At 61.5% G+C, this 22551-nt stretch carries 19 protein-coding genes and 2 tRNA genes; 10 read left to right on the top strand and 11 right to left on the bottom strand.

Translation table 11 applies throughout. The features are described from left to right. The first annotated feature begins 97 nt into the window (after positions 1–97). From PSH81_RS09185 to PSH81_RS09165, 5 genes are read left to right on the top strand one after another with little or no spacing between them, the layout of a single operon-like run. Complete coding sequence (locus tag PSH81_RS09185) at positions 98–904, top strand: alkaline phosphatase family protein (RefSeq protein ID WP_226455496.1); 807 nt, start codon at positions 98–100, stop codon at positions 902–904. Further along, a complete protein-coding gene (locus tag PSH81_RS09180; RefSeq protein WP_192301215.1) occupies positions 901–1737 on the top strand; it encodes an ABC transporter permease subunit in 837 nt (278 codons plus the stop codon). The genes PSH81_RS09185 and PSH81_RS09180 overlap by 4 nt, the downstream gene beginning before the upstream one ends. Continuing rightward, positions 1724–2524, top strand: coding sequence for an ABC transporter permease (locus PSH81_RS09175; RefSeq protein WP_192301214.1), 801 nt, complete (start codon positions 1724–1726; stop codon positions 2522–2524). The genes PSH81_RS09180 and PSH81_RS09175 overlap by 14 nt, the downstream gene beginning before the upstream one ends. Further along, complete coding sequence (locus PSH81_RS09170) at positions 2521–3510, top strand: ABC transporter ATP-binding protein (protein ID WP_192301213.1); 990 nt, start codon at positions 2521–2523, stop codon at positions 3508–3510. Before PSH81_RS09175 ends, PSH81_RS09170 begins: the two co-directional genes overlap by 4 nt. Positions 3511–3539: 29 nt before the next feature. Further along, positions 3540–4193 carry an HAD family phosphatase gene (locus tag PSH81_RS09165; protein ID WP_226455495.1) on the top strand — a complete coding sequence of 218 codons (654 nt, stop codon included), beginning with the start codon at positions 3540–3542 and terminating at the stop codon, positions 4191–4193. A 144-nt stretch (positions 4194–4337) separates the two neighbouring features. Here PSH81_RS09165 and PSH81_RS09160 read toward each other — a convergent pair whose 3' ends face one another. Next, complete coding sequence (locus tag PSH81_RS09160; RefSeq protein WP_226455494.1) at positions 4338–5300, bottom strand: zinc-binding dehydrogenase; 963 nt, start codon at positions 5298–5300, stop codon at positions 4338–4340. Positions 5301–5438: 138 nt separating this feature from the next. Here PSH81_RS09160 and PSH81_RS09155 point away from each other — a divergent pair, with 138 nt between their 5' ends. Both PSH81_RS09155 and PSH81_RS09150 read left to right on the top strand, forming a co-directional pair. Next, positions 5439–7520, top strand: coding sequence for a carboxy terminal-processing peptidase (locus tag PSH81_RS09155; protein WP_226455493.1), 2082 nt, complete (start codon positions 5439–5441; stop codon positions 7518–7520). 118 nt (positions 7521–7638) lie between these two features. Further along, complete coding sequence (locus PSH81_RS09150; RefSeq protein WP_226455492.1) at positions 7639–9408, top strand: bifunctional diguanylate cyclase/phosphodiesterase; 1770 nt, start codon at positions 7639–7641, stop codon at positions 9406–9408. Here PSH81_RS09150 and PSH81_RS09145 read toward each other — a convergent pair. The 4 genes from PSH81_RS09145 to PSH81_RS09130 all read right to left on the bottom strand — a co-directional run bounded on the left by PSH81_RS09145 (position 9405) and on the right by PSH81_RS09130 (position 11823). Continuing rightward, positions 9405–9776: a hypothetical protein gene (locus PSH81_RS09145; protein WP_005786715.1), complete on the bottom strand. Its 372-nt coding sequence runs from the start codon at positions 9774–9776 to the stop codon at positions 9405–9407. The two genes, PSH81_RS09150 and PSH81_RS09145, sit on opposite strands and share 4 nt — an antisense overlap. Beyond that, positions 9773–10111 (bottom strand): helix-turn-helix transcriptional regulator, encoded by a 339-nt coding sequence (locus tag PSH81_RS09140; RefSeq protein WP_192301208.1) that lies wholly within the window; start codon positions 10109–10111, stop codon positions 9773–9775. Before PSH81_RS09140 ends, PSH81_RS09145 begins: the two co-directional genes overlap by 4 nt. A gap of 95 nt (positions 10112–10206) precedes the next feature. After that, positions 10207–10662, bottom strand: a complete 456-nt coding sequence (locus PSH81_RS09135; RefSeq protein WP_226455491.1) for a YkvA family protein — start codon at positions 10660–10662, stop codon at positions 10207–10209. A gap of 420 nt (positions 10663–11082) precedes the next feature. After that, positions 11083–11823 (bottom strand): FKBP-type peptidyl-prolyl cis-trans isomerase, encoded by a 741-nt coding sequence (locus tag PSH81_RS09130; RefSeq protein WP_192298880.1) that lies wholly within the window; start codon positions 11821–11823, stop codon positions 11083–11085. 247 nt (positions 11824–12070) lie between these two features. Between PSH81_RS09130 and PSH81_RS09125 the strand changes: the two genes are divergently transcribed. Further along, on the top strand, positions 12071–13879 hold the full coding sequence (locus tag PSH81_RS09125) for a di-heme-cytochrome C peroxidase (RefSeq protein WP_226455490.1): 1809 nt from the start codon (positions 12071–12073) through the stop codon (positions 13877–13879). Next, on the top strand, positions 13876–15042 hold the full coding sequence (locus PSH81_RS09120; RefSeq protein ID WP_226455489.1) for a catalase family protein: 1167 nt from the start codon (positions 13876–13878) through the stop codon (positions 15040–15042). The genes PSH81_RS09125 and PSH81_RS09120 overlap by 4 nt, the downstream gene beginning before the upstream one ends. A gap of 228 nt (positions 15043–15270) precedes the next feature. On the opposite strand, the gene PSH81_RS09115 is transcribed toward PSH81_RS09120, so the two are convergent. The 6 genes from PSH81_RS09115 to PSH81_RS09090 all read right to left on the bottom strand — a co-directional run bounded on the left by PSH81_RS09115 (position 15271) and on the right by PSH81_RS09090 (position 21828). After that, entirely contained in the window at positions 15271–16542 is a 1272-nt protein-coding gene (locus tag PSH81_RS09115) for an MFS transporter (RefSeq protein WP_226455488.1), read from the bottom strand. Between the two features lie 6 nt (positions 16543–16548). Continuing rightward, positions 16549–17484, bottom strand: a complete 936-nt coding sequence (locus PSH81_RS09110; RefSeq protein WP_305392354.1) for a LysR substrate-binding domain-containing protein — start codon at positions 17482–17484, stop codon at positions 16549–16551. A gap of 173 nt (positions 17485–17657) precedes the next feature. After that, positions 17658–19667, bottom strand: a complete 2010-nt coding sequence (locus tag PSH81_RS09105) for a CocE/NonD family hydrolase (RefSeq protein ID WP_226455486.1) — start codon at positions 19665–19667, stop codon at positions 17658–17660. An 84-nt stretch (positions 19668–19751) separates the two neighbouring features. Next, a complete protein-coding gene (locus PSH81_RS09100) occupies positions 19752–21335 on the bottom strand; it encodes a BCCT family transporter (RefSeq protein WP_305392353.1) in 1584 nt (527 codons plus the stop codon). A 321-nt stretch (positions 21336–21656) separates the two neighbouring features. Then, positions 21657–21733, bottom strand: a tRNA-Asp gene (locus PSH81_RS09095). Positions 21734–21752: 19 nt separating this feature from the next. Next, a tRNA-Val gene (locus PSH81_RS09090) sits at positions 21753–21828 on the bottom strand. A gap of 200 nt (positions 21829–22028) precedes the next feature. Between PSH81_RS09090 and PSH81_RS09085 the strand changes: the two genes are divergently transcribed. Continuing rightward, on the top strand, positions 22029–22547 hold the full coding sequence (locus PSH81_RS09085) for a sigma-70 family RNA polymerase sigma factor (protein WP_226455484.1): 519 nt from the start codon (positions 22029–22031) through the stop codon (positions 22545–22547). The last annotated feature ends 4 nt before the right edge of the window (positions 22548–22551 follow it).

Here is a 22551-nt window from a genome sequence, read left to right as displayed (position 1 = left end):
GCGGTCGGTGTGGGAGCTGGCTTGCCTGCTCCCACAATTTGGTCCGGTTGTGTCAGAGAAATTGAGTCAAGCCTACTGTTGCGGAGCGCCTCCCCCCATGAAGCACAATGTCATCCTTGTCGTGCTCGACGGCCTCAACTTCGAGGTTGCAAGGCACGCCATGGGGCACTTGCAGGCCTATGTCGGCGCAGGACGCGCAGCCCTCTACAAGCTGGAATGTGAACTGCCCGCCCTGTCCCGCCCGCTGTATGAATGCATACTCACCGGCGTGCCTCCGATCCAGAGCGGCATCGTCCACAACAACGTCTCGCGCCTGTCCAACCAGCGCAGCATTTTCCATTACGCCACCGATGCCGGTCTGTCCACCGCAGCGGCGGCTTACCACTGGGTCAGCGAGTTGTATAACCGCACCCCCTTCCTCGCCGCCCGCGACCGTCATACCGACGACAAGGCACTGGCGATCCAGCACGGGCATTTCTACTGGCATGACCACTACCCAGACTCCCACCTGTTTGCCGACGCCGAAAGCCTGCGCCGCAAACACGCACCGAACTTCCTGGTGGTGCACCCGATGAACATCGACGACGCCGGCCACAAGCACGGCCTTGACACCCCGCAATACCGCAACAGCGCACGCTCGGCTGACATTATCCTGGCCGATTACCTGCAAGCCTGGCTCGACGCCGGCTACCAAGTGCTGGTGACCGCCGACCACGGCATGAACAACGATCGTTCCCACAACGGCCTGCTGGCGCAGGAACGCGAAGTGCCGCTGTTTGTCTTCGGCGATGCCTTCAGCCTGGACCCCAACGCCACGCCGAAACAGACCGACCTGTGCGGCACCGTCTGTGAACTGCTGGGCGCGCCCCACGACAAACCTGTCTGCCGGGAGCTGTTGAAATGACCCGAGGCAAATGGTTGGCGCTGCTGTGTCTGGTGCCCTTCGCACTGTTCTTTATCGTGTTCGAAATCGCCCCGCTGGTATGGGTGCTGATCAACAGCCTGCAAACCGAAGAGGCCGGCTGGGGCATGGAAAACTTCGTGCGCATCTTCAGCTCGAAGTTCTACCTGCAAGCCATCCAGTTCAGCCTGGAAATCAGCTTCTACTCCAGCATATTCGGCATCATCATCGCCACGCTGGGCAGCTACTCGTTACGCCGGGTGGATTCGCCGCTGCGCAATTTCGTCACCGCTTTCGCCAACATGACCAGCAACTTTGCCGGTGTGCCCTTGGCGTTCGCGTTCATCATTTTGCTCGGTTTCAACGGCAGCATTACGATAATGCTCAAGCAGGCGGGGATCATTCAGGACTTCAACCTGTACTCCAAGACCGGCTTGATCATCCTCTATACCTACTTCCAGATTCCCCTGGGCGTGTTGCTGCTGTACCCGGCCTTCGATGCATTGCGCGAAGACTGGCGTGAGTCGGCTGCACTGCTCGGCGCGAATGGCTGGCAGTTCTGGCGGCATATCGGCCTGCCGGTGCTCACTCCGGCCCTGCTCGGTACGTTCGTGATTCTGCTGGCCAACGCCCTGGGCGCCTATGCAACGGTGTATGCCTTGACCACCGGCAACTTCAACGTGCTGCCGATCCGTATTGCCGGGCTGGTGTCCGGCGACGTGTCCCTCGACCCGAACATGGCCAGCGCCCTGGCCGTGGTACTGGTGGCGCTGATGACCGTGGTCACGGTGGTCCATCAACTGCTGCTCAAGAGGAGCTACCATGTCTCGCGCTGAAGCCGGCCCGGCCTCCCTCTACCACCGCGTGGTGGTGTATGTGTTGTTTGCGATCCTGGTGCTGCCGCTGGTGGGCACCTTTGTCTACTCCATCGCCAGCAGTTGGTCGGCGACCATCCTGCCTGCCGGTTTTACCCTGAAGTGGTACGTGCAGTTATGGAGCGACCCGCGCTTTCTGATGGCGTTCGGGCAGTCGCTGCTGGTGTGCGTCGGCGCGCTGATCCTGTCGGTGGTGCTGATACTGCCGCTGCTGTTCGTGGTGCATTACCACTTCCCGAAACTCGATGCGCTAATGAACATCCTGATCCTGCTGCCCTTCGCGGTGCCGCCGGTGGTGTCGTCCGTGGGCCTGCTGCAACTCTACGGCTCCGGGCCGCTGGCGATGGTCGGCACACCGTGGATCCTGATCGGTTGCTACTTCACCGTCGCCCTGCCGTTCATGTACCGCGCGATCACCAACAACCTGCAAGCGATCAACCTGCGCGACCTGATGGACGCCTCCCAACTGCTCGGCGCCAGCACCTGGCAGGCGGCGATCCTGGTGGTGCTGCCGAACCTGCGCAAAGGCCTGATGGTGGCGCTGCTGCTGTCATTCTCGTTCCTGTTCGGCGAGTTCGTGTTCGCCAACATCCTCGTCGGCACCCGCTACGAAACGTTGCAGGTGTACCTGAACAACATGCGTAACAGCAGCGGCCACTTCACCAGTGCCGTCGTGATCTCCTATTTCTTCTTTGTGCTGGTGCTGACCTGGGCCGCCAATATCTTGAACAAGGACAAAAGCCAATGAGCTTCGTCAGCGTCCAACACCTGCAAAAAGGCTACGCCGGCACCCCGGTATTCAGTGACATCAACTGCGAGATCGCCAAGGGTGAGTTCGTCACCCTGCTCGGCCCGTCCGGTTGCGGCAAGTCCACGCTGCTGCGCTGCATCGCCGGGCTGACGCCGGTGGACAGTGGCAAAATCCTGCTGGATGACCAGGACATCGTCCCGCTGAGCCCGCAGAAACGAAACATCGGCATGGTGTTCCAGAGCTATGCGCTGTTTCCCAACATGACCGTGGAACAGAACGTCGCCTTTGGCCTGCGCATGCAGAAGGTCAACGCCGACGACAGCCACAAGCGCGTGCAGGAAGTGCTGCAACTGGTGGAACTCAAGGACCTCGCCGGCCGCTACCCGCACCAGATGTCCGGCGGCCAGTGCCAGCGCGTGGCCCTCGCCCGCTCCCTGGTGACCCGCCCGCGCCTGCTGTTGCTGGATGAGCCGTTGTCGGCGCTGGATGCGCGGATTCGCAAGCACCTGCGCGAACAGATCCGCCAGATCCAGCGCGAACTGGGCCTGACCACGATCTTCGTGACCCATGACCAGGAAGAAGCCCTGACCATGTCCGACCGCATCTTCCTGATGAATCAGGGCAAGATCGTCCAGAGCGGCGACGCCGAGACCCTCTACACCGCGCCGGTCGACGTATTCGCCGCCGGATTCATCGGCAACTACAACCTGCTGGATGCCGACAAGGCGACCCAACTGCTTCAACGTCCGATCAACAGCCGCATCGCCATTCGCCCCGAGGCCATCGAGTTGAGCCGCAGCGGCGAACTCGACGCCCTGGTACGCAGCCACAGCCTGCTGGGCAATGTGATCCGCTATCGCATCGAGGCGCGCGGCGTGGAACTGGTGGTGGACGTGCTCAACCGCTCGGCCGACGATCTGCATCCGGACGGCCAGCGCCTGGCACTTTCCATCGACCCAAGCGCCCTGTGTGAAGTAGCCTGACGCAACGATTTACTGAGAGAGCACGACCGATGGCATTGGTAATTTTTGATCTGGACGACACCTTGATCCACGGCGACTGCGCCACCCTGTGGAGCGAGCAGATGGGCCGCCTGGGCTGGGTCGACCCGGCGTCGTTCATGCGCAAGAACAACGAACTGATGGACGCCTACAGCCAGGGCGAGCTGAAGATGGAAGACTACATGGACTTCAGCCTGGAGCCGATGATTGGCCGCACACCGGCGGAAATCGAGCACCTGGTAGAGCCGTGGGTCGAGGATGTGATCGAGCCGCTGATCTACAGCGACGCCACCAGGGCCATCGCCCGTCACCGCGCAAATGGCGACCGGATTCTGGTGATCTCCGCGTCGGGCACCCATCTGGTCCAGCCTATTGCAGCGCGGATCGGCATTGATGAAGTGCTGGGTATTGAACTGGAGGTCAGTCATGGCGTGTACAGCGGGCGAACCGTGGGCGTACTGACTTACCGCGAGGGCAAGATCACGCGTTTGCTGGAGTGGCTGGAGCAAGAGGGCGAGACGTTGGAGGGGGCGTATTTCTACTCGGATTCGCGTAATGATCTACCGTTGCTGTTGAAAGTGGATCATCCGCAAGTAGTGAACCCCGATCCAGTATTGCGCGCCCATGCGGAACAAGCTGGCTGGCCCATCCACCACTGGATCTGATCACACCCTGCCGAATTGAAAACCCAATCAACTGTGGGAGCTGGCTTGCCTGCGATAGCGGTATATCAGTGAAGAATTCTTCATCTGACACACCGCTATCGCAGGCAAGCCAGCTCCCACATTGGTTGCATTCCAAGTTAAAGATCAGGCCAGCGTCTCATCGATCACCAACACCAGCTTCCCGGAAATCTGGTTGGTCGCCAGCTCGGCAAACGCCGCCTCGGCATCCTTGATCGGGAACGTCTTGGCCAACTGCGGGCTCAGGCGCCCCTCGACAAACAACGGCCATACATGTTGGCTCAGGTCGCTGAACAGGCCAGCCTTGAACTGATCACTGCGACTACGCAGGGTCGAACCCAGCAATTGGATGCGCTTGCCAAGCACCTGGGCCAGGTCCAGCTTGGCCTCGCGACCGCCCATCAGGCCGATCAACACCCAGCGACCATCCAGGGCCAACAGCTTGAGGTCAAGGGCCGCATAGTCGCCGCCCACCGGGTCGAGAATCACATCGAACGGCCCGAAATCCCGCAGCCCTTCTATCCCATCCGTACGTACCACGCCGCCTTGGGCACCCAGAGCTTCGCAGTACGCCAGGCGCTCGGCCGAGCCCACGCTGACCCAGCACGGGCTGCCAAATGCCTTGCACAGCTGGATCGCCGCGGAGCCCACGCCACTGGCGCCTGCGTGCAGCAAGACTTTTTCACCGGGCTTGAGGCCCGCCAACTGGAACAGATTCAGCCACGCCGTGCTGTACACCTCAGGCAACGCTGCCGCCTCGATCAGCGACAGCCCCTCCGGCACCGGCAATACATGGCGCGCATCCACCACCACTTCTTCGGCCATGCCACCCCCGGCCAACAGCGCGCAGACGCGGTCACCGACCTGCCAGGACGAGCCCGCCCCCACTTCACTGATCACCCCGGAACACTCCAGGCCCAGCACTGCACTGGCACCCGGAGGGGGCGGATAAAGCCCCGCACGCTGTAATAAATCGGCGCGATTCAGGCCCGCTGCCGACACACGAATGCGAACTTGGCCTACATCGCAGGTAGGACTGGGTTCTTCCAACCACTCCACGTGACCGTCAACGCCTTGCAATGCTTTCACAGTGCCTCCATAGTGAGTCTGGACTGAGCCCGTAGCAGTAGCGCCGGGCTTTTTGCATTATGCGACCGGACCATATGGAACCGGCTCCCTCAAAGACGGCCTAATATGCGTTATCAATTGCCCCCGCGTCGAATCAGCATGAAGCATTTGTTCCCAAGCACCGCCCTCGCTCTTTTCATTGGTCTCGGCTTCGCGTCGATGTCGACCAATACGTTCGCAGCCAACAGCTGGGACAACCTTCAGCCGGATCGCGATGAGGTGATTGCCAGCCTTAACGTCGTCGAGTTGCTCAAGCGCCATCACTACAGCAAGCCGCCGCTCGACGACGCTCGCTCGGTGATCATCTATGACAGCTACCTCAAGCTGCTGGATCCGTCGCGCAGCTACTTCCTGGCCAGCGACATCGCTGAGTTCGACAAGTGGAAGACGCAGTTCGACGACTTCCTCAAGAGCGGCGACCTGCAGCCCGGCTTCACCATCTACAAGCGTTATCTGGACCGCGTCAAAGCGCGTCTGGACTTCGCCTTGGCTGAGCTGAACAAAGGCACCGACAAGCTCGACTTCACCGAGAAGGAAACCCTCCTGGTGGACCGCAAGGACGCCCCTTGGCTCAAGACCACCGCAGAACTGGATGACCTGTGGCGCAAACGCGTCAAGGACGAAGTGCTGCGCCTGAAGATCGCCGGCAAAGACCCCAAGGCGATCCAGGAACTGCTGACCAAGCGCTACAAGAACCAGCTGGCGCGCCTGGACCAGACCCGTGCCGAAGACATCTTCCAGGCCTACATCAACACCTTCGCGATGTCCTACGACCCGCACACCAATTATCTGTCGCCAGATAACGCGGAAAATTTCGACATCAATATGAGTCTGTCCCTGGAAGGCATCGGTGCCGTCCTGCAAAGCGACAACGACCAGGTGAAGATCGTGCGCCTGGTGCCGGCAGGCCCGGCGGACAAGACCAAGCAGGTCGCCCCGGCCGACAAGATCATCGGCGTGGCCCAGGCCGACAAAGAGATGGTCGACGTGGTCGGCTGGCGCCTGGACGAAGTGGTCAAGCTGATCCGTGGGCCGAAAGGCAGCGTGGTGCGCCTTGAAGTGATTCCACACACCAATGCGCCAAACGACCAGACCAGCAAGATCGTGTCCATCACCCGTGAAGCGGTGAAGCTCGAAGACCAGGCCGTGCAGAAGAAAGTCCTCAACCTCAAGCAGGATGGCAAGGACTACAAACTGGGCGTGATTGAGATCCCGGCGTTCTACCTGGACTTCAAGGCGTTCCGTGCTGGCGATCCGGACTACAAGAGCACCACTCGCGACGTTAAGAAAATCCTGACAGAGTTGCAGAAGGAAAAAGTCGACGGCGTGGTCATCGACCTGCGCAACAACGGCGGCGGTTCCCTGCAGGAGGCCACCGAGCTGACCAGCCTGTTCATCGACAAGGGCCCGACCGTGTTGGTACGCAACGCTGACGGCCGTGTCGACGTGCTCGAAGACGAGAACCCGGGCGCCTTCTACAAAGGCCCGATGGCGTTGCTGGTCAACCGCCTCTCGGCCTCGGCCTCGGAGATTTTCGCCGGCGCCATGCAGGACTACCACCGCGCGCTGATCATCGGCGGCCAGACCTTCGGCAAAGGCACCGTGCAGACCATCCAGCCGCTGAACCATGGCGAGCTGAAGCTGACGCTGGCCAAGTTCTACCGGGTTTCCGGGCAGAGCACCCAGCATCAGGGCGTACTGCCGGACATCGATTTCCCGTCGATCATCGACACTAAGGAAATCGGCGAAAGCGCCCTGCCGGAAGCCATGCCGTGGGATACCATCCGCCCTGCGATCAAGCCAGCGTCCGACCCGTTCAAGCCATTCTTGGTGCAGTTGAAGGCTGACCACGACACCCGCTCCGCCAAGGATGCCGAGTTCGTGTTCATCCGCGACAAGCTGGCCCTGGCCAAAAAGTTGATGGAAGAAAAATCCGTCAGCCTCAACGAAGTCGACCGCCGCAAGCAGCATGCCGACATCGAGAATCAGCAACTGGTGCTGGAAAACGTCCGCCGCAAGGCCAAAGGCGAAGACCCGCTCAAAGAGCTGAAGAAAGAAGATGAAGATGCGCTGCCGGCCGAGGCGGAAAAAACCAAGCCGGAAGACGACGCCTACCTGGCCGAGACTGGCCGGATCCTGCTGGACTACCTGAAGATCAGCAAGCAGGTGGCCAAGCAGTAAATGATGGCAATTTAATGTGATGGCGACCCGAGCTGTCATCATATAGACATCATTCTGTCGTGAAATGAAGGACCGTCGGCTCACCGCCCGCGGTCCTTTTTTTTCGATCGAGATCGCCATGACCATGACCGAACAGCTGAATGCATTGGGCTCAATCCTGGCTCAAGGCAGTTTGCACAGCCTGTTCCAACCGATCATCTGCCTGTCCGAACGACGCATCCTCGGCTATGAGGCCCTTAGCCGTGGCCCCTCCAACAGCCCGCTGCACTCCCCTGTCGCGCTGTTCTCGGTGGCTAGCCAGGCGGGGCGTCTGAGCGAATTGGAAATGGCCTGCCGCGAAAGCGCGTGCCGGCGCTTCAGCGAACAGAAACTGCCGGGCAAGCTGTTCCTCAATATCTCCCCGGAGTCCTTGATGGAGACGGCGCACCAACCCGGGCGCACCCTGCAATTGCTGCGCGACTATGGCATCCCACCGAGCCAGGTGGTGATCGAGCTCACCGAACAGACCCCCACCGACGATTTCGACCTGCTGCAAACCGCATTGCATCACTACCGCAACATGGGGTTCTCGATTGCCCTGGACGACCTCGGCGCCGGCTATTCCAGCCTGCGCTTGTGGTCGGAGTTGCGTCCGGATTACGTGAAGATCGACCGGCACTTTATCGACGGCATCCATCAGGATGCGCTCAAGCGCGAGTTTGTCGGCTCGATCCTGCAAATCGCCAAGGCCTCCCGCGCCCAGGTGATCGCCGAGGGCATCGAGTTGCCGGAAGAGCTGGCGGTGCTGACGGAGATGGGCGTGGACCTGGTGCAGGGCTATCTGCTCTGTCGTCCCCAGGAAAATCCACCGCAGGAACCACGCCAAATGCTGCCCAGGCCCGACAGCGCCAACGTGGCCCTGAGCGACGAAGGCAGCGACCTCAGCGCCCTGCTCAACGAACAACCTGCCGTGGACCAGGACACCGCCACCGCCCAGGTGCTTGAGGCATTTCGCCGCCAGGCCAACCTCAACTCCCTGGCGGTGCTTGATGGCCGCGGGCATCCGGTGGGTATCGTGCACCGGCATTCGCTGTCGGATGCGCTGCTCAAGCCGTTCGCCACCGACCTGTTTGCGCGCAAGCCCATCAGCCGCTTGATGAGCAGCGACTTTCTCGCGGTGGAGTTGAGCCAGTCGCTGCAACAGGTCAGCCGCCTGCTGACCAGCCGTGCACGGCAGCGTATCGAAGAAGATTTCATCATTACGCTCAACGGCGATTACCTGGGGCTGGGCCGCGTGATCGACGTACTCAAGCTGATCACCGAGCTGAAAATCCAACAGGCACGCTACGCCAACCCGCTGACGTTGCTACCCGGCAACGTACCGATCCAGCAATGCCTGACGCGGTTGTTGCAACAACAACGGGAGTCGGTGATCTGTTACGTGGATATCGACAGCTTCAAGCCGTTCAACGACATCTACGGCTATGGGCGTGGCGATGAAGTGTTGCTGTGCCTGGCCCAGTGCCTGAACGACCGGGTCGACGCCAGCCGCGACTTTGTCGGGCATATCGGCGGAGATGATTTCTTGCTGGTACTGGGGCCGCAGGATTGGCGCAAGCGGCTCAACCAACTGCTGGATGACTTCCACACCCAGTGCAGGCGCTTCTACCGTGCCGAGCACCTCGAGGCTGGCTGCTTCGTGGCGTTGAACCGCCAGGGCGTACGTCAGGAGTTCGCGTTACTGTCGCTGTCCATCGGCGTGGTGCATTTATATCCACAGGCCTGTGGACAACTCGATGCCAGCCAATTGGCGGAGTTGGCGTCGCAAGCCAAGCACCATGCCAAGGACGTGGCCGGCTACAGCATCCATGTGATCGACAGCATGGACGCGCTGCCCCAGGCGCTTTAGGCCTCGGCAGATTCCGGGTATTCGTACTCGAATACCCGCACCACTTCCGAGGCATGCCAGGATGCCGCGGCCACGCCATCGGACGGCCCGCTGAAACGCCCCAGGCGCTCCACACATTCAAAGAAGCCGGTACGCGGCAGGCGGCTCGCACCCTGGCTGATCACCAGGGAACTGCGCAACGGCTGCTCGGCCTTGGCGTCCAGCGCTGCCAGGTGTTCTAGGGCGGCGGCCAGGGTTTGCATGGCCGGCGTGGGGAATTGCAGGCGCTCCAGCAGCGCGCGGTACGTCAGCAGATGGCGCTGGCGGCGCGCCTGGTCCAGTTCGTTGAGTAACCCATCCCAATGTTGACGGCTGATACGTAGGCTCAAGATTCATCCCTCCAACCTGCAACGCCCAATTCCCAGGCCAGGCTGCGGCGGATCGCGGCATCCGGCTGGCGTTCACCACTTTCGATCAATCCAAGATACGACGGGCTGATGCCCACGGTACGGGCCAGGGCCTCGATTGCCAGGCCCTTGGCTTCGCGCAAGCCGCGCAGGTCTGCGAGCGGGCGCAGATCCGGGACGGCGGCTTGGGCAGTAGAAACGGGGGGAGGTGTAGCGGGTTGTTGCTGACCGGCAGCTTTCAGCAGCGCCTGGTATTGATCCCAAGGCAACACCGCGTATTCGGGTTCGCCATTGCGTGAAATTATCTGAATATCCATGACTGCCCCGTAGGATAACAACACTTACTAAGTAAGCTCTTTCCCTAGGAGTGTAATCCTAACAGCCACAAAGGTCGCAGAGGATAGCCGTATCGTCAGTTTTTTTGCGGGTTTTCCTTGGCCAGCAGTGCCGGCGTCGCAGGGAGCCGCTCAACCACCGCGAGCTTTTCAGGACGCTGTGCCTCACGCCAGGCACGAAAAGCGCTCAGCTCGTCGTCCAGGGTCTTCATGAGCCATGCCAGCACGGCGATGTCATCGAGCATGCCGAACAACGGGATAAAGTCCGGGATCGCATCGATCGGACTGAGAAAGTACATCAGCCCCGCCACCACCGAGACCAGTGCCTTGGGGCTGATCGCCCGATACTCGCCACGCCAGTACGCCAGGCACAGGGCCTGAAGCAATTTGAGATCATCCTTGAGCTTACCCAGGCGGTTGCCCTGGCTGGAGCCCTTGGCAGCGACCGCGAAGAGCAGCGTAGGCAAACGGCCACGGCCGAGCAAACGCGCCGCCATGGGCAGGAAACGGGTGAAATTGAAGGGTGGTTTCATTCGTCACTCCAGTTCCAGGCGAACACAAATGTTATCCACACAAATTGTGGATAACCTTGTGAACAGAGCCGGTTTTGCTGGCTGAAAGCCACGGTTTACAAGGCTTGCAGTCAGATCGGGCGTTTTTTGCGCACTTGAAAAAAACCCAATATTTCATTGACTTGGCGTTGCTGTGCGGCTAGCCGTGTTCGAGTGTTATATCAGACTGTCACCCGTCACAGACGTTCGCTTGAATCGCATGTAGTGAGCGGGCTTGCCCCGCGCCGGGGGGCGAAGCCGCCCCAAATCCGGCATCGCGGTCTTCCTGATACACCGCGGCGAACCGATTTAGGGCGGCTTCGCCCCCCAGCGCGGGGCAAGCCCGCTCACTACAAACGACAACGCCCCGTCGAGACGGGGCGTTGTGTGTTCAGGCGCCGATTACTTCTTGGCGGCGGGTGCAGCAGGTGCCTCAGGGGCTTCAGCCTTGGCTGGGTCCTTGATGGCCAACAGTTCCAGGTCGAATACCAGCACGGAGTTGGCTGGAATCGCCGGGCTCGGGCTCTGGTCGCCGTAGGCCAATGCGGAAGGAATGAACAGCTCGACCTTCTCGCCTACGTGCATCAGTTGCAGGCCTTCGACCCAACCCGGAATCACACCGCTGACCGGCAGGTCAATCGGGCTACCGCGATCCACGGAGCTGTCAAAGGTGGTGCCGTTGGTGAGCTTGCCGGTGTAGTGCACAGTCACCACGTCGGTCGGCTTGGGCTGGGCGCCGTCGGCTTTCTTGATGATCTTGTACTGCAGGCCGGAAGCCGTGGTCACGACGCCGTCTTTCTTGGCGTTGTCTTCGAGGAATTTCTTGCCGGCGGCTGCCGACTCTTCGCTCATTTTAGTCATGCGTTCTTCAGCACGCTTTTGCAGGGCGGCAAACGCTTCAACCAGTTCGTCGTCTTTGAGCTTCTGCTCTTTCTTGCCGACGGCATCTTCAATGCCTTGGGCTACTGCTTTGGAATCCAGGTCATCCATGCCTTCTTGGGCAAGGCTTTTGCCCATGTTCAGGCCGATGCCGTAGGAAGCTTTCTGCGCCGGGGTTTTCAGCTCTACGCTGGTCTGCGAATCACAACCCGCAAGTACCAGGCTAACCAGGGCCACCGCCGCCGCCAACCGATGCTGTTTCATGCTATTTCCTTGTTCATGCGCCTAAAGGGCATTCGAATAAAGTCGCGAGCTTATCAGGCGGCCACGACCAATGGCTACCGGCATGTGAGCCGAAAACTTCTGATAAGTTCACGTGTTTAAAAGCATTTTCATTCATGATGGAGGCCCGCGATGGATCGCGGGACCACCTCAAACGAGGCTCATGGCCACTTGCCGCACCTGTGGCGTAGTGGCATAACAGCGCTACCACTCGACAAGGATAGTTATCTTGCGCATTTTTTCCCGCGTTTTACTCCTGATCCTCGCGGCTCTGGGGCTGATCCTGGCCGTGGTGCTCTATTACGTCGTCAATCCCAAGCTGCCGGACTACGTGCCCGTGCAGCAGGTGCACTACGGGGACCAATGGAGTGCCGCCGACCGCCAGACCTATTACTTCACGCCCCAGGGCACCCAGGTAAAAGGCCTGCACTACGACTGGTTCACCGCCCTGGAACTGCCGTTCTCCGAGCAGCGCTTCGCCACGCCGGAATACCTGGCGCGCTTCGGTTTCCTGGTCGACCCCAAGCAAGTGCCCAGCGCTCAAAACCCCGGCAACCTGCCCGTGGGTTTCGCCCGGCACAAGAACGCCGACAGCACCGCCGAATACCTGGACATCACCTGCGCCGCCTGCCACACCGGCGAGCTGCATTTCAAAGGCCAGGCCCTGCGCATCGACGGCGGCTCGGCCCAGCATGTGCTGCCTTCCAGCGTACCGACCCTGCGCGGCGGCAGCTTTGGCCAGGCCCTTGTCGCCAGCCTTGCCGCCACCTACTACAACCCGTGGAAGTTCGAACGCTTTGCCCGCCAGGTACTAGGGGATCGCTACGACGCCGAACACAGCCAACTGCGCCAGGACTTCAAACAGTCGCTGAACACCTTCCTCAAAGTCGCCTGGAATGACACCCATCGCGGCCTCTACCCCACCGAAGAAGGCCCCGGCCGTACCGACGCATTTGGCCGTATCGCCAATGCCAGCTTCGGCGACGCGATTTCCCCAGAGAACTATCGCATCGCCAATGCACCAGTGGACTACCCGCAGCTGTGGGACATCTGGACTTTCGACTGGGTGCAATGGAACGGCTCGGCCCAGCAGCCCATGGCACGCAACATCGGCGAAGCCCTCGGCGTCGGCGCCACCCTGACCTTCTTCGACAACGCCGGCCAACCCCTGCAAGGCGCTGCGCGTTACCCCTCCAGCGTGCGCGTGCGCGACCTCAACAGGATCGAAGAAACCCTGCAACGCCTCAAGCCACCGACCTGGCCCGAGGACCTGTTCGGTGCCGTGGACAAACCCCTCGCCGCCAGAGGCCGCGCGCTGTTCGCCGAAAACTGCGCCGGCTGCCACGTACCCAGCGTCACCCAGGAAAACGGCCGCCCGGTGCAACAGCTGAAAATGCTGCCGGTGGACTACATCGGCACCGACCCTGGCACCGCCAATAACATCGCCGACCAACGCTACGACCTCAGCGCCCTGCAATGGGACCCGGCCGAGCTGGCCCAACTGAATGTGCAACTGCACCCCACGCCGACCGAACCCCTGGACCTGAAGAAGATGTCCGTGGCCAAGGGCCTGGCCTACGTCACCGCATTCGTCGAAGAGCACGCCTACCGCGCCGCCGGCGTGACCCCGGCCGAGCGTCCGCGCCTGGACGGCTACGGCCTGCCCATCGGCGTGCGTGAGTTGCGCGCCTACAAGGCGCGACCACTGGCCGGTGTGTGGGCCACGCCACCGTTCCTGCACAACGGCTCGGTGCCGACGATCTACCAGTTGCTCTCGCCCCAGGACGAACGCAGCACCACCTTCTATAAAGGCACCTTCGCCTACGACCCGCGTCACCTGGGCTTCGAAACCGCCGCGTTCAAGAACGCGTTCCTGTTCGATACCAAAATCACCGGCAACCACAACAGCGGCCACGAATTCCGTGCAGGCCAGCGTGGCAATGGCGTCATTGGCCGCGGCTTGCTGCCGCAGGAACGCTGGGCGCTGCTGGAATACCTCAAAGTGCTGGGCGGCCCGCTGGAGCAACAACTGCCATGATTATCCGTTCTCGATACGACCAACCCTCCCTGCTCGCCCGCCTCTGGCTACGCATCGGCGCGTTTCTCGGCAAGACCCTACTGTGGCTGGTGGGCCTTGGCCTGCTGGGATGGCTGGCCTCCAGCGCCTGGTTCGCCTGGCAACACAGCGGCCCGGTGTCACCGGAGGAGCAGATCCCGGCGGGTGAAGCCGCCATGACCCAAGGCATTATCCAGACTGCGGTGCGCATCGTTGACCAGCACCGCGAAGGCACGCGCTACCTGCGTGACGCCCATGCCAAGGCCCATGGTTGCGTGAAGGCCGAAGTCAGTGTACTCGCCGACCTCGACCCGGCGTTGCGCCAGGGCGTGTTTGCCCAACCGGGCAAGACCTGGCAGGCGATGATGCGGCTGTCCAACGGCAACGCGTACCCGCAGTTCGACAGCATCCGCGATGCACGCGGCATGGCGATCAAGCTGCTGGATGTACCGGGCAAGCAGCTGTTGGCCGACCAGCAAAGCCGCACCGAGCAGGACTTCGTGATGTTCAGTCACCCGAACTTTTTCGTCAGCGATGTGGCCGAGTACGCACAGAACATCGGCGCCCAGGCTGACGGCAAAAAGGTGCTGGCGTTCTTCCCCAAGGCCGACCCGCGCAGCTGGCAGGTACGCCATCTGTTTATCGCCCTGGCAACCCTGGCCCCCGCACCGGCGAGCCCGACGCAGACCACATACTTTTCCGTATCGCCCTACAAGTTCGGCGCGGCCAACGCCAAATTCCGTGTCGCGCCCGACCCGCAAAGCTGCCCCCAATACCAGTTGCCGAAGCAGAACCAGGACCTGCCGAACTTCCTGCGCAGTGCGTTGAACCAGCAGTTGTCGACCGACCGCGTAGCGGCGTGTTTCGTGTTGCAGATCCAGCGGCAGAACCCGCAGAAATTCATGCCGATCGAAGACACCAGCATCGAGTGGAAGGAAAGCGATGCGCCTTACGAAACCGTGGCGAAAGTGACGATCCCGGCGCAGGACTTCGACACCCCGGCATTGAACCTGGCGTGCGACAACCAGTCATTCAACCCATGGTTCGGCGTCGCCGAACACCGCCCCATCGGCGGCATCAACCGCTTGCGCAAAGCGGTGTACGAAGCGGTCAGCGACTACCGTCACAGCCGTAACGCCCCGTAAAGAGTGCGTAACAATGGGCCCGACGCCGTAAGGAAAACGTCGGGTCTATTGAGGCTCTTTCGCCCCGCCACTACGGTGAACACCTACCCCATCACGTAGGAATTCACCGTGGAAAGCTCAACCCTCGGCATGCTCGTACTGACCCTGATCGCCGTGTTCGGCACCGCGTCGTTTTGTTTCGAGCATTTGGCCACGCGCCGGCCGCGCAAGAAAAAAGCCGAATAGCCGTCACACCTTGATGTCGGGCGGCGGGTCGTTGATCACCAGCGCCTCGGGGATTTCGTCGACACGCGGATCAAGTACCGCGCCCATTGGGTGTTCGGGCATGGCGACGTGGTGCAACGGTGCGCCGTCGACCAGGTATTCGCCGGTGACCTGCTTGGGCTGCACGCGCCAGATCAGCAGCAGCGCACAGGCGGAAAACAGCATGTAGAACGCGCCGTGGCCGTAGCTGTTCATCAACGCGCCGCTGAGTATCGGCCCCAGGCTGGCACCAATGCCGTGGGTGGCGAGCATCATCGCGCTCAACGGTACACGTCGCGGCTGCTCGACGTTGTCATTGGCCAGCGCCACCGCCAACGGGTAGAGGGTGAACAGCAGCAAGCCGCTGAGAAAACCGAACAGCAACAACAACGCGTAAGGCAGTTGTACCAGCCCCCACAGCGGGATCACCAACAGCCCCAACGCTAACGCGCAGGCGCGAATCAAGCGCGAGCGGTCAATGCGGTCCGACAGCCAGCCGATGGGCCACTGGCCGCACAGCCCGGCAAAAATCGACACCGCGACAAACGTACTTGCCTCGCCCGTGCTCAAGCCGTTGCGTGTGGCAAACACCGGGGCCAGGGCGTAGAACGCGCCGATCATCAGGCCGGTGACAAACACCGTGGTCAGCGCCTGGGGCACCCGTTGCCAGAAAAAACCCACTTCCAGCGGTGCCGCTACCAGCTTCGCCGGGTGCAGGCGCTTGGTCATGGTCACCGGCAGCAGGCAGGCGGCAAAGCAGATCGCGACGATAATCAGCGGTTTGAAATCCAGCTCCGGACGCCAGATCAGCACGCCCTGCCCCAGCATCAAGCCCAGGGACACCGCAACCATGTAACCGGCGAACACCGCGCCGCGCCGGTTGTTTTCCGCCTGCTCGTTGAGCCAGCTTTCGATGACCATGTACTGGTTCATCATCACCAGGCCCATCACAAATCGCAGCGCCAGCCAGAACGCCAACTGCTCGAACAACACGTGCAGCAGCACGATGATGGTGGCGACTCCGGCACAGGCCACATACGAGCGCACGTGCCCGACGCCGGCGATCATGCGGTGGCCGAACTTGGCGCCGCAGACCATCCCCCCGTAGTACGCCGCCGTCAGCGCACCGATCCACACTTCGTTGATGCCCTGGCTACTCAAGCGCAGGCCGATAAAACTGAAAAACAAGCCGTTGCCGGTGAGCATCAGGATGGTCGCGCTGTACAGCGCGGGGAAGGTCAGAAAAGTCAGGTTCATGGTGGCTCAGAGAGGCTTGTTCACATGGCTGGCATGGGCCAGCAGCCATTGGCGAAAACTGCGCGCCGCCGATGGCGGGTTGCGGTGATGGGGTTGCATCAGGTGCAGGCGCCCCCGGCTGTGCATGGTGTGGGGCAAGGCCATTTGCAGGCGACCGGCGTCGAGTTCACCTTGCAGCAGACTCTTCCAGCCAAGGGTCACGCCATGGCCCATGACCGCCGACTGCATCAACAGCTGATAGCTGTTGGTGCGCAGCGCATGCCGCGGGGTGTGGTAGTGGGCGCCGACATCGGCAAACCAATCGGTCCAGGTCAGCCAGTCGTGGTAGTGGTCCTCGACGATCAATAAGGTGTGGGCGTGGAGCAAGTGCTCCACATCGCGAATCGGACCGTGACGCTCTATATAGGCAGGGCTGCACACAGTGATGACCTGCTCGGTGTCGAACACCGGCGACAGCTCCAGGCCATGGGGCGCCGGCAGTTCGTCGAGGTGATAGAACAGGCCCAGGTCATATTCGCTGACATCCAGGTGGCCGGGGCTTTCACTGCACAGGATGCGGATGTCCAGGTCCGGGTGTTCACGCTGGAATTGCGGCAACAAGCCGGCCAGCCAGATCGAGCTGATGGTCGGCGTGCTGGCCAGGGTCAACTGGCGGTCGGCGCCGCGTCGGCGCAGTTCGGCGGACTCACGATCGAGTTCGCGCAACAGGCGCTGGATCGTGCGGAAGTAACGCACCCCGGCGGGTGTCAGGCTCAGCCCCTGGGCCAGTCGATAGAACAGCGGGCGGGCGAGGTCTTCTTCCAGGCGCTTGACCTGGCGGCTGACCGCGCTCTGGGTCAGGTTCAATTCATGGGCGGCCTGGGTAAAACTCAAATGGCGGGCCGCCGCTTCGAAAGTCTGCAAGCAATTGAGCGGGGGAAGATCGACGTTTCGGCGCGACATGACAGGTTCCAATAGCAGAGACAGACTCGGGTGCCCTTGATGCCAGCCAGTCAAGCACCCGAAAGCGTAAAACGTCACCTGTGGCGAGGGAGCCAGCTCCCTCACCACAGGTAGTGCGTTCGCCCTTTACCGACGACTGGCATTCGTTGGCAGGCATCCTGCCAGTTGCCCGCTTACAGCGCGACCCTGGCCACGCGCTTGCTCCATTGGCGGCGGTGCTCCAGCTGGCCGTTCTCCCAGGCAGTCTGCTCCGCTTCGATATAGAACCACTCGGCATCGGCGTGCACGCTCAGACGGCTTTCCACCTCCACCTCCCATTCGTCGCGACCGACGCGGTAGTGCCACTGGATGTCGGCACGGGTCGACAACGGGTCCCAGGCAGAGGTGCGGTATTGCTCGGTGCAACGTTGGTCCACCGCCAGGCCGTGGTCGGTAAACCGCACCGAGCCGAGGTCGTCCTCGATCTTCACGCAGACTTCGCCACTGCCCACGTCTTCGATCAAGGTGCGTTTCGGCGCCGCGGCGCGCAGCACTTGCAGGGCAACCGGAGTGGCGGCCTGCGGCGCTTCGAACGGGCAGTCCACCGCCGCGCCGCTGAACACCGGCAGTTGCAGGCTTTGCAGGGCGGGCAGCAAGGTCAGGGTGGTCAGCTCACGGCTCGGCCACAGCAACGGGAAACTCGCGGTGCTCAAGGCCAGGCGCAGACGATAGCCAGCGGGCAAGCGCATGCCGATGTGGTCCAGGCTCAGGTGCACGTCCATCGGTGCGCCAGGGACTACAGGGGTAACACGGGAAAAGTCCTCACGAAGCGTGAGATTGAGTACGCCATAGCTGATCTGTGTGACCTGGCCATCCGGCGCAATCGCATTCAGCCGCGCCACCAATTGGCCGCAAGCCGTGTCGCTGGCCAGGCGCAGCGTGAGACGCGCATCGCCCAATAGCGCCAGCGGTTCGGTCAGCACCGGCGAGTCGAAGCACAGCGAATGAGCGTCGTCGCGGCGCTGGTCAGTCGGGCCGTCGGGGCCGAACCAGATGGCGCAGTACTCGCCCTGGTGCAGGCCGGTGGTCAGCGGCGAGCAGATACTGCGCGGCGTGGCCAACGGTTGTCGGCCAGGGATCAGGCCGTGCTCGCCGAGGCTGAAATCAGTCCACTGCACCTGGGGGGCCGGCCACCCCGCCGTCTGCACCCAGATCCCCGGCCGCTCGGCGTAACTGCCCTTGGGCGGCAGCACATCCTGTAGGAAGAATGTGCAGGCTGCATCATCCATCACCCCGTTATCGATGCCTTTCAACCAGTGATCCCACCAGCGCTTGGCTTCTTGCAGAAAGCCGATGGCCGGATTCGGCACGGCGAAGTGTGGATATTTGTGAATCCACGGGCCGATCATTGCCTTCTTCGGCCCCGGAAGATGCTGCATCAGCCGCGACACGGTATTGCGGTAGGCATCACCCCAGCCGCCCACCGCATACACCGCCGCCTTGATCTGTGAATAGTCCTCGCACACCGAGCCGTGGCGCCAGTAATCGTCGCGGGTCTGGTGTTGCAACCAGGTTTCGGCGAGCAGCGGCATGCTGTCCAGGCGTTGCTGCCAAAGGGTTTTCCAGGCGTCGCCAACCAGTAGCGGGTCGGGCACGGCAGCGCTGAAATTGAGCATGGTCGCGGCCCAGCCAAAGTTCTCCAGCAGCAGGTTGCCGCCCTTGTAGTGGATGTCATCGGCGAAGCGGTCGTCGGTGGAGCACAGGGTGATGATCGCCTTCAGCGCCTCGGGTTGGCGCGCCGCGACTTGCAGGCCGTTGAAGCCGCCCCAGGAGATGCCCATCATGCCGACGTTGCCGTCGCACCACGGCTGCTGGCACAGCCAGTCGATCACTTCGAGGGCGTCGTCCTGTTCCTGCAACAGGTATTCGTCGGCCATCAAGCCTTCGGATTCGCCGTTGCCGCGCATGTCGACACGCACACACACGTAGCCCTGCCCGGCCATCCACGGGTGAGTCAGCGCATCGCGCACGGCCGTACCGTCGCGTTTGCGGTACGGCAGGTATTCGAGGATGGCGGGGAAGGTTTGCAGGCCGGCGACTTCCGGCAGCCAGATGCGCGCGGCCAGCTGGGTACCGTCCTTCAGCGGGATCAGGCAGTGCTCGATTTCACGGACCTTGTAGGCAAATTCGGTAACGGTTTCCATCGGTAACTCCAAACTTTTATTGCGAACAAACGACGCCCCCGCGCTCGTCGTGGAGCGCGTGGGCAGACACACAGGTTTGAGGGTCTAGCGGGCAAATTCGGTGACGGCGCTGGTACCACGCAGCTCGGGCTCAGCGGTCGGTCGCAAGCGTTTCACCTCGAGCAACGCCGGGTTCTTCAGCCAGAAAATCAGTGAGGTACTGGCCAGCAGCACCAGGATCATCCCCGGCAAACCACCGAGGTTGGACAGCATCTTCACCCCGTCGATGCCGATGAACGACACCATCACCCACGACACTGTGCCGATGATCACGCCCCACACGATCTTCAACATCGGGTTGCCGTCGAGGTCGGAGTCGGCAGTCACACCTTTGCTGCACAGGTTGGCGATCACGTCGGTGCTGGAGTCCGCCGCGGTGACAAACGAGATGAACGCCACGAACAGCAGGAACGCGATCATCAAGCCGCTGGCCGGCAGGTGCTGGAACATCTGGTACAGCACGTGCTCCACGCCCTGTTCGTTCAATACGCGGTTGAGGCTGCCGTCACCGAGCGCGTCGAAATACAGGCTGGCGCCGGAGAAGATGCAGATCCACACCGCCGTGAACAACGCCGGGTAGAGCATGTTGATATGGATGAATTCGCGCACGGTGTAGCCCCGACCGATCTTGCCGAGGAACAGCGCGCTGACCGGCGCCCAGGCAAACCACACCGACCAGTAGAACACCGTCCAACTCTGCGGCCAGGTGTCGCCGCTCGCGGCGCCGGTGGACAGGCTGCGGCTGAAGAAGGTGTCGAGGTACACGCCGAGGGATTCGACGCCGAGGCTGAACATGTACAGGGTCGGCCCGCACAACAGCACGAACAGGCCGAGGGCGAGCATGATCCAGGTGTTGAACGACGACAGCATCACAATGCCGCGCTGCAGGCCGCTGGCCGCCGAGGCGACAAAGGTGATGACGATGATCGCGATGATGACCGCTAAACGGAACGGCGTAGTTTCGCCGCCGATGTATTGGCTCAGGCCACCGGCCAGGGTCAGTGCGCCCGTGCCCAGGGACGAGGCCATGCCGGCGACCAGGGCGAACATCGCCAAGGTATCGATCAGCCCGGCGTAGCGCTTGACCCGCGCCGCGCCCAGCAAGGGTTCGAGCATCGCGCCAATCGAGAAGTTACTGCGGCGGTTGTAGAACACCAGCGCAAATACCAGGGACGGCACCAGGTAGATGGCGTATGGGGTGATGGTCCAGTGCAGGAACATCGTCGACATCGCAAAGCTTTTCGCCGCCGCGCTGCCCGCTTCAATCGGCAGGCTGGTGGGCGGGCCGTACAGGTGGTAGAGCGGTTCGGCGGTGGTCCAGAACAGCACGCCGACGGCCAGCGTGGTGCACAGCGCCACCATGAACCAGCGCCATTTGCTCAGCAACGGCCGGGCGTCCTCACCGCCGATGCGCACCTTGCCCAATGCGGAGAAATACACGATAGCGGTCAGCACCACCATGGCAAACGAGCCAGCGCTGAACAGCCAGGAGAAGTTCTTGAGGATCAGGTTGTTGAGCTGCTTGCTCAGCGCAAGGAATGCATTCAGGTCCACGTAGCTGGCGATCACCGCCGCCAGCAGGATCAGGAAAGTTGGCCAGAACACCAACGGACGCAATGGATATTTCATGTAGAGCCATTCCCCTTGCAGACTATTTTTATCGCCTTGAAAGGCCATTGTTAGAGGGCGGGCACCGCAGCATCCTGCTGCCGGCAGCTCGCCTGGAAGTCTTCGCGTGGCTATAGATAACCGTTTAAGCGGCCAGGGGCGCAATCGACCAATGTGCATGGGGGTATTCCCCCACGTCATGGCGCACCGGCACAGTTCAAGGTGAACGTGCAGTGCACAACGGCAAGGCGCCAAGAGGAAAATCGCAGACGAAAAAAAGCCCGCTCAATGAGCGGGCTTTCTAGTGGTGACCTGGCGTTCAGTGTTCCAGGTTACCGAATATGGCGCAGCGGACGGGACTCGAACCCGCGACCCCCGGCGTGACAGGCCGGTATTCTAACCGACTGAACTACCGCTGCGCGTAACACTTGAAGCGAATGGTGGGTGATGACGGGATCGAACCGCCGACCCTCTGCTTGTAAGGCAGATGCTCTCCCAGCTGAGCTAATCACCCTTCGTTTCGGTGTGGGCGGCATCATACATCAAAAATCCGCAATGTCTTGATTTAAATGCAATTTATTTGAAATATTTTTCTGTAGACGGCGCAAACCCCGTAAATACGGGCTTGCGGGGCCCAAACGCGACTCTATTGCGTTTACCTGACACTTGGCCTCACAATTAAAAACCATTCTCAATAACGCTCGAGCCACGCCTATGTCTGTGGGTGAACCGCCCTTCCAGCGGGAAATTACCGCGCTCTACAGCGAGCATCACGGCTGGCTGCTGACGTGGCTGCGGCGCAAATTGGGCTGTCGCCAGAACGCGGCGGACCTGGCGCAAGACACCTTTGCGCGCATCCTCAATGCACGCGAATCCGTGGCGCACATCCGCGAACCACGGGCGTACCTGAGTACCACGGCGCGACGCCTGGTAATCGATCAGGCGCGACGCAGGCAGATTGAACAAGCGTATCTGCAAGAGTTGGCACTGACGGTGGACGCCCTGGAAGGGTTCCAGTCGCCGGAACAGATCCACACCACCCTCGAAGCCCTGGAGCAGATCGCGTTTATCCTCGAAGGCATGCATGAGTACTCGCGCCAGGCGTTCGTACTCTATTACCTCGAAGAATTGACCCAGCAACAGATCGCCCAACAGCTGAAGTTGTCGGAACGCACCGTGCGCAAGTACCTGATCCAGGCACTCATGCATTGCAGCCATAGCCTGGATACTTGATCGC

The organism is Pseudomonas sp. FP2335 (assembly GCF_030687535.1).
Taxonomy (GTDB): Bacteria; Pseudomonadota; Gammaproteobacteria; order Pseudomonadales; family Pseudomonadaceae; genus Aquipseudomonas.
Note: the sequence above shows the minus strand (reverse complement) of the source record. Positions and strands in the feature narration are given on the sequence as shown.

Excerpts from the sequence above, each read along its gene's own strand:
- PSH81_RS09185 (WP_226455496.1), top strand. The coding sequence starts at position 98 with ATGAAGCACAATGTCATCCTTGTCGTGCTCGACGGCCTCAACTTCGAG.
- PSH81_RS09180 (WP_192301215.1), top strand. The coding sequence starts at position 901 with ATGACCCGAGGCAAATGGTTGGCGCTGCTGTGTCTGGTGCCCTTCGCA.
- PSH81_RS09175 (WP_192301214.1), top strand. The coding sequence starts at position 1,724 with ATGTCTCGCGCTGAAGCCGGCCCGGCCTCCCTCTACCACCGCGTGGTG.
- PSH81_RS09170 (WP_192301213.1), top strand. The coding sequence starts at position 2,521 with ATGAGCTTCGTCAGCGTCCAACACCTGCAAAAAGGCTACGCCGGCACC.
- PSH81_RS09165 (WP_226455495.1), top strand. The coding sequence starts at position 3,540 with ATGGCATTGGTAATTTTTGATCTGGACGACACCTTGATCCACGGCGAC.
- PSH81_RS09155 (WP_226455493.1), top strand. The coding sequence starts at position 5,439 with ATGAAGCATTTGTTCCCAAGCACCGCCCTCGCTCTTTTCATTGGTCTC.
- PSH81_RS09150 (WP_226455492.1), top strand. The coding sequence starts at position 7,639 with ATGACCATGACCGAACAGCTGAATGCATTGGGCTCAATCCTGGCTCAA.
- PSH81_RS09140 (WP_192301208.1), bottom strand. The coding sequence starts at position 10,111 with ATGGATATTCAGATAATTTCACGCAATGGCGAACCCGAATACGCGGTG.
- PSH81_RS09135 (WP_226455491.1), bottom strand. The coding sequence starts at position 10,662 with ATGAAACCACCCTTCAATTTCACCCGTTTCCTGCCCATGGCGGCGCGT.
- PSH81_RS09130 (WP_192298880.1), bottom strand. The coding sequence starts at position 11,823 with ATGAAACAGCATCGGTTGGCGGCGGCGGTGGCCCTGGTTAGCCTGGTA.
- PSH81_RS09120 (WP_226455489.1), top strand. The coding sequence starts at position 13,876 with ATGATTATCCGTTCTCGATACGACCAACCCTCCCTGCTCGCCCGCCTC.
- PSH81_RS09115 (WP_226455488.1), bottom strand. The coding sequence starts at position 16,542 with ATGAACCTGACTTTTCTGACCTTCCCCGCGCTGTACAGCGCGACCATC.
- PSH81_RS09110 (WP_305392354.1), bottom strand. The coding sequence starts at position 17,484 with ATGTCGCGCCGAAACGTCGATCTTCCCCCGCTCAATTGCTTGCAGACT.
- PSH81_RS09105 (WP_226455486.1), bottom strand. The coding sequence starts at position 19,667 with ATGGAAACCGTTACCGAATTTGCCTACAAGGTCCGTGAAATCGAGCAC.
- PSH81_RS09100 (WP_305392353.1), bottom strand. The coding sequence starts at position 21,335 with ATGAAATATCCATTGCGTCCGTTGGTGTTCTGGCCAACTTTCCTGATC.
- PSH81_RS09085 (WP_226455484.1), top strand. The coding sequence starts at position 22,029 with ATGTCTGTGGGTGAACCGCCCTTCCAGCGGGAAATTACCGCGCTCTAC.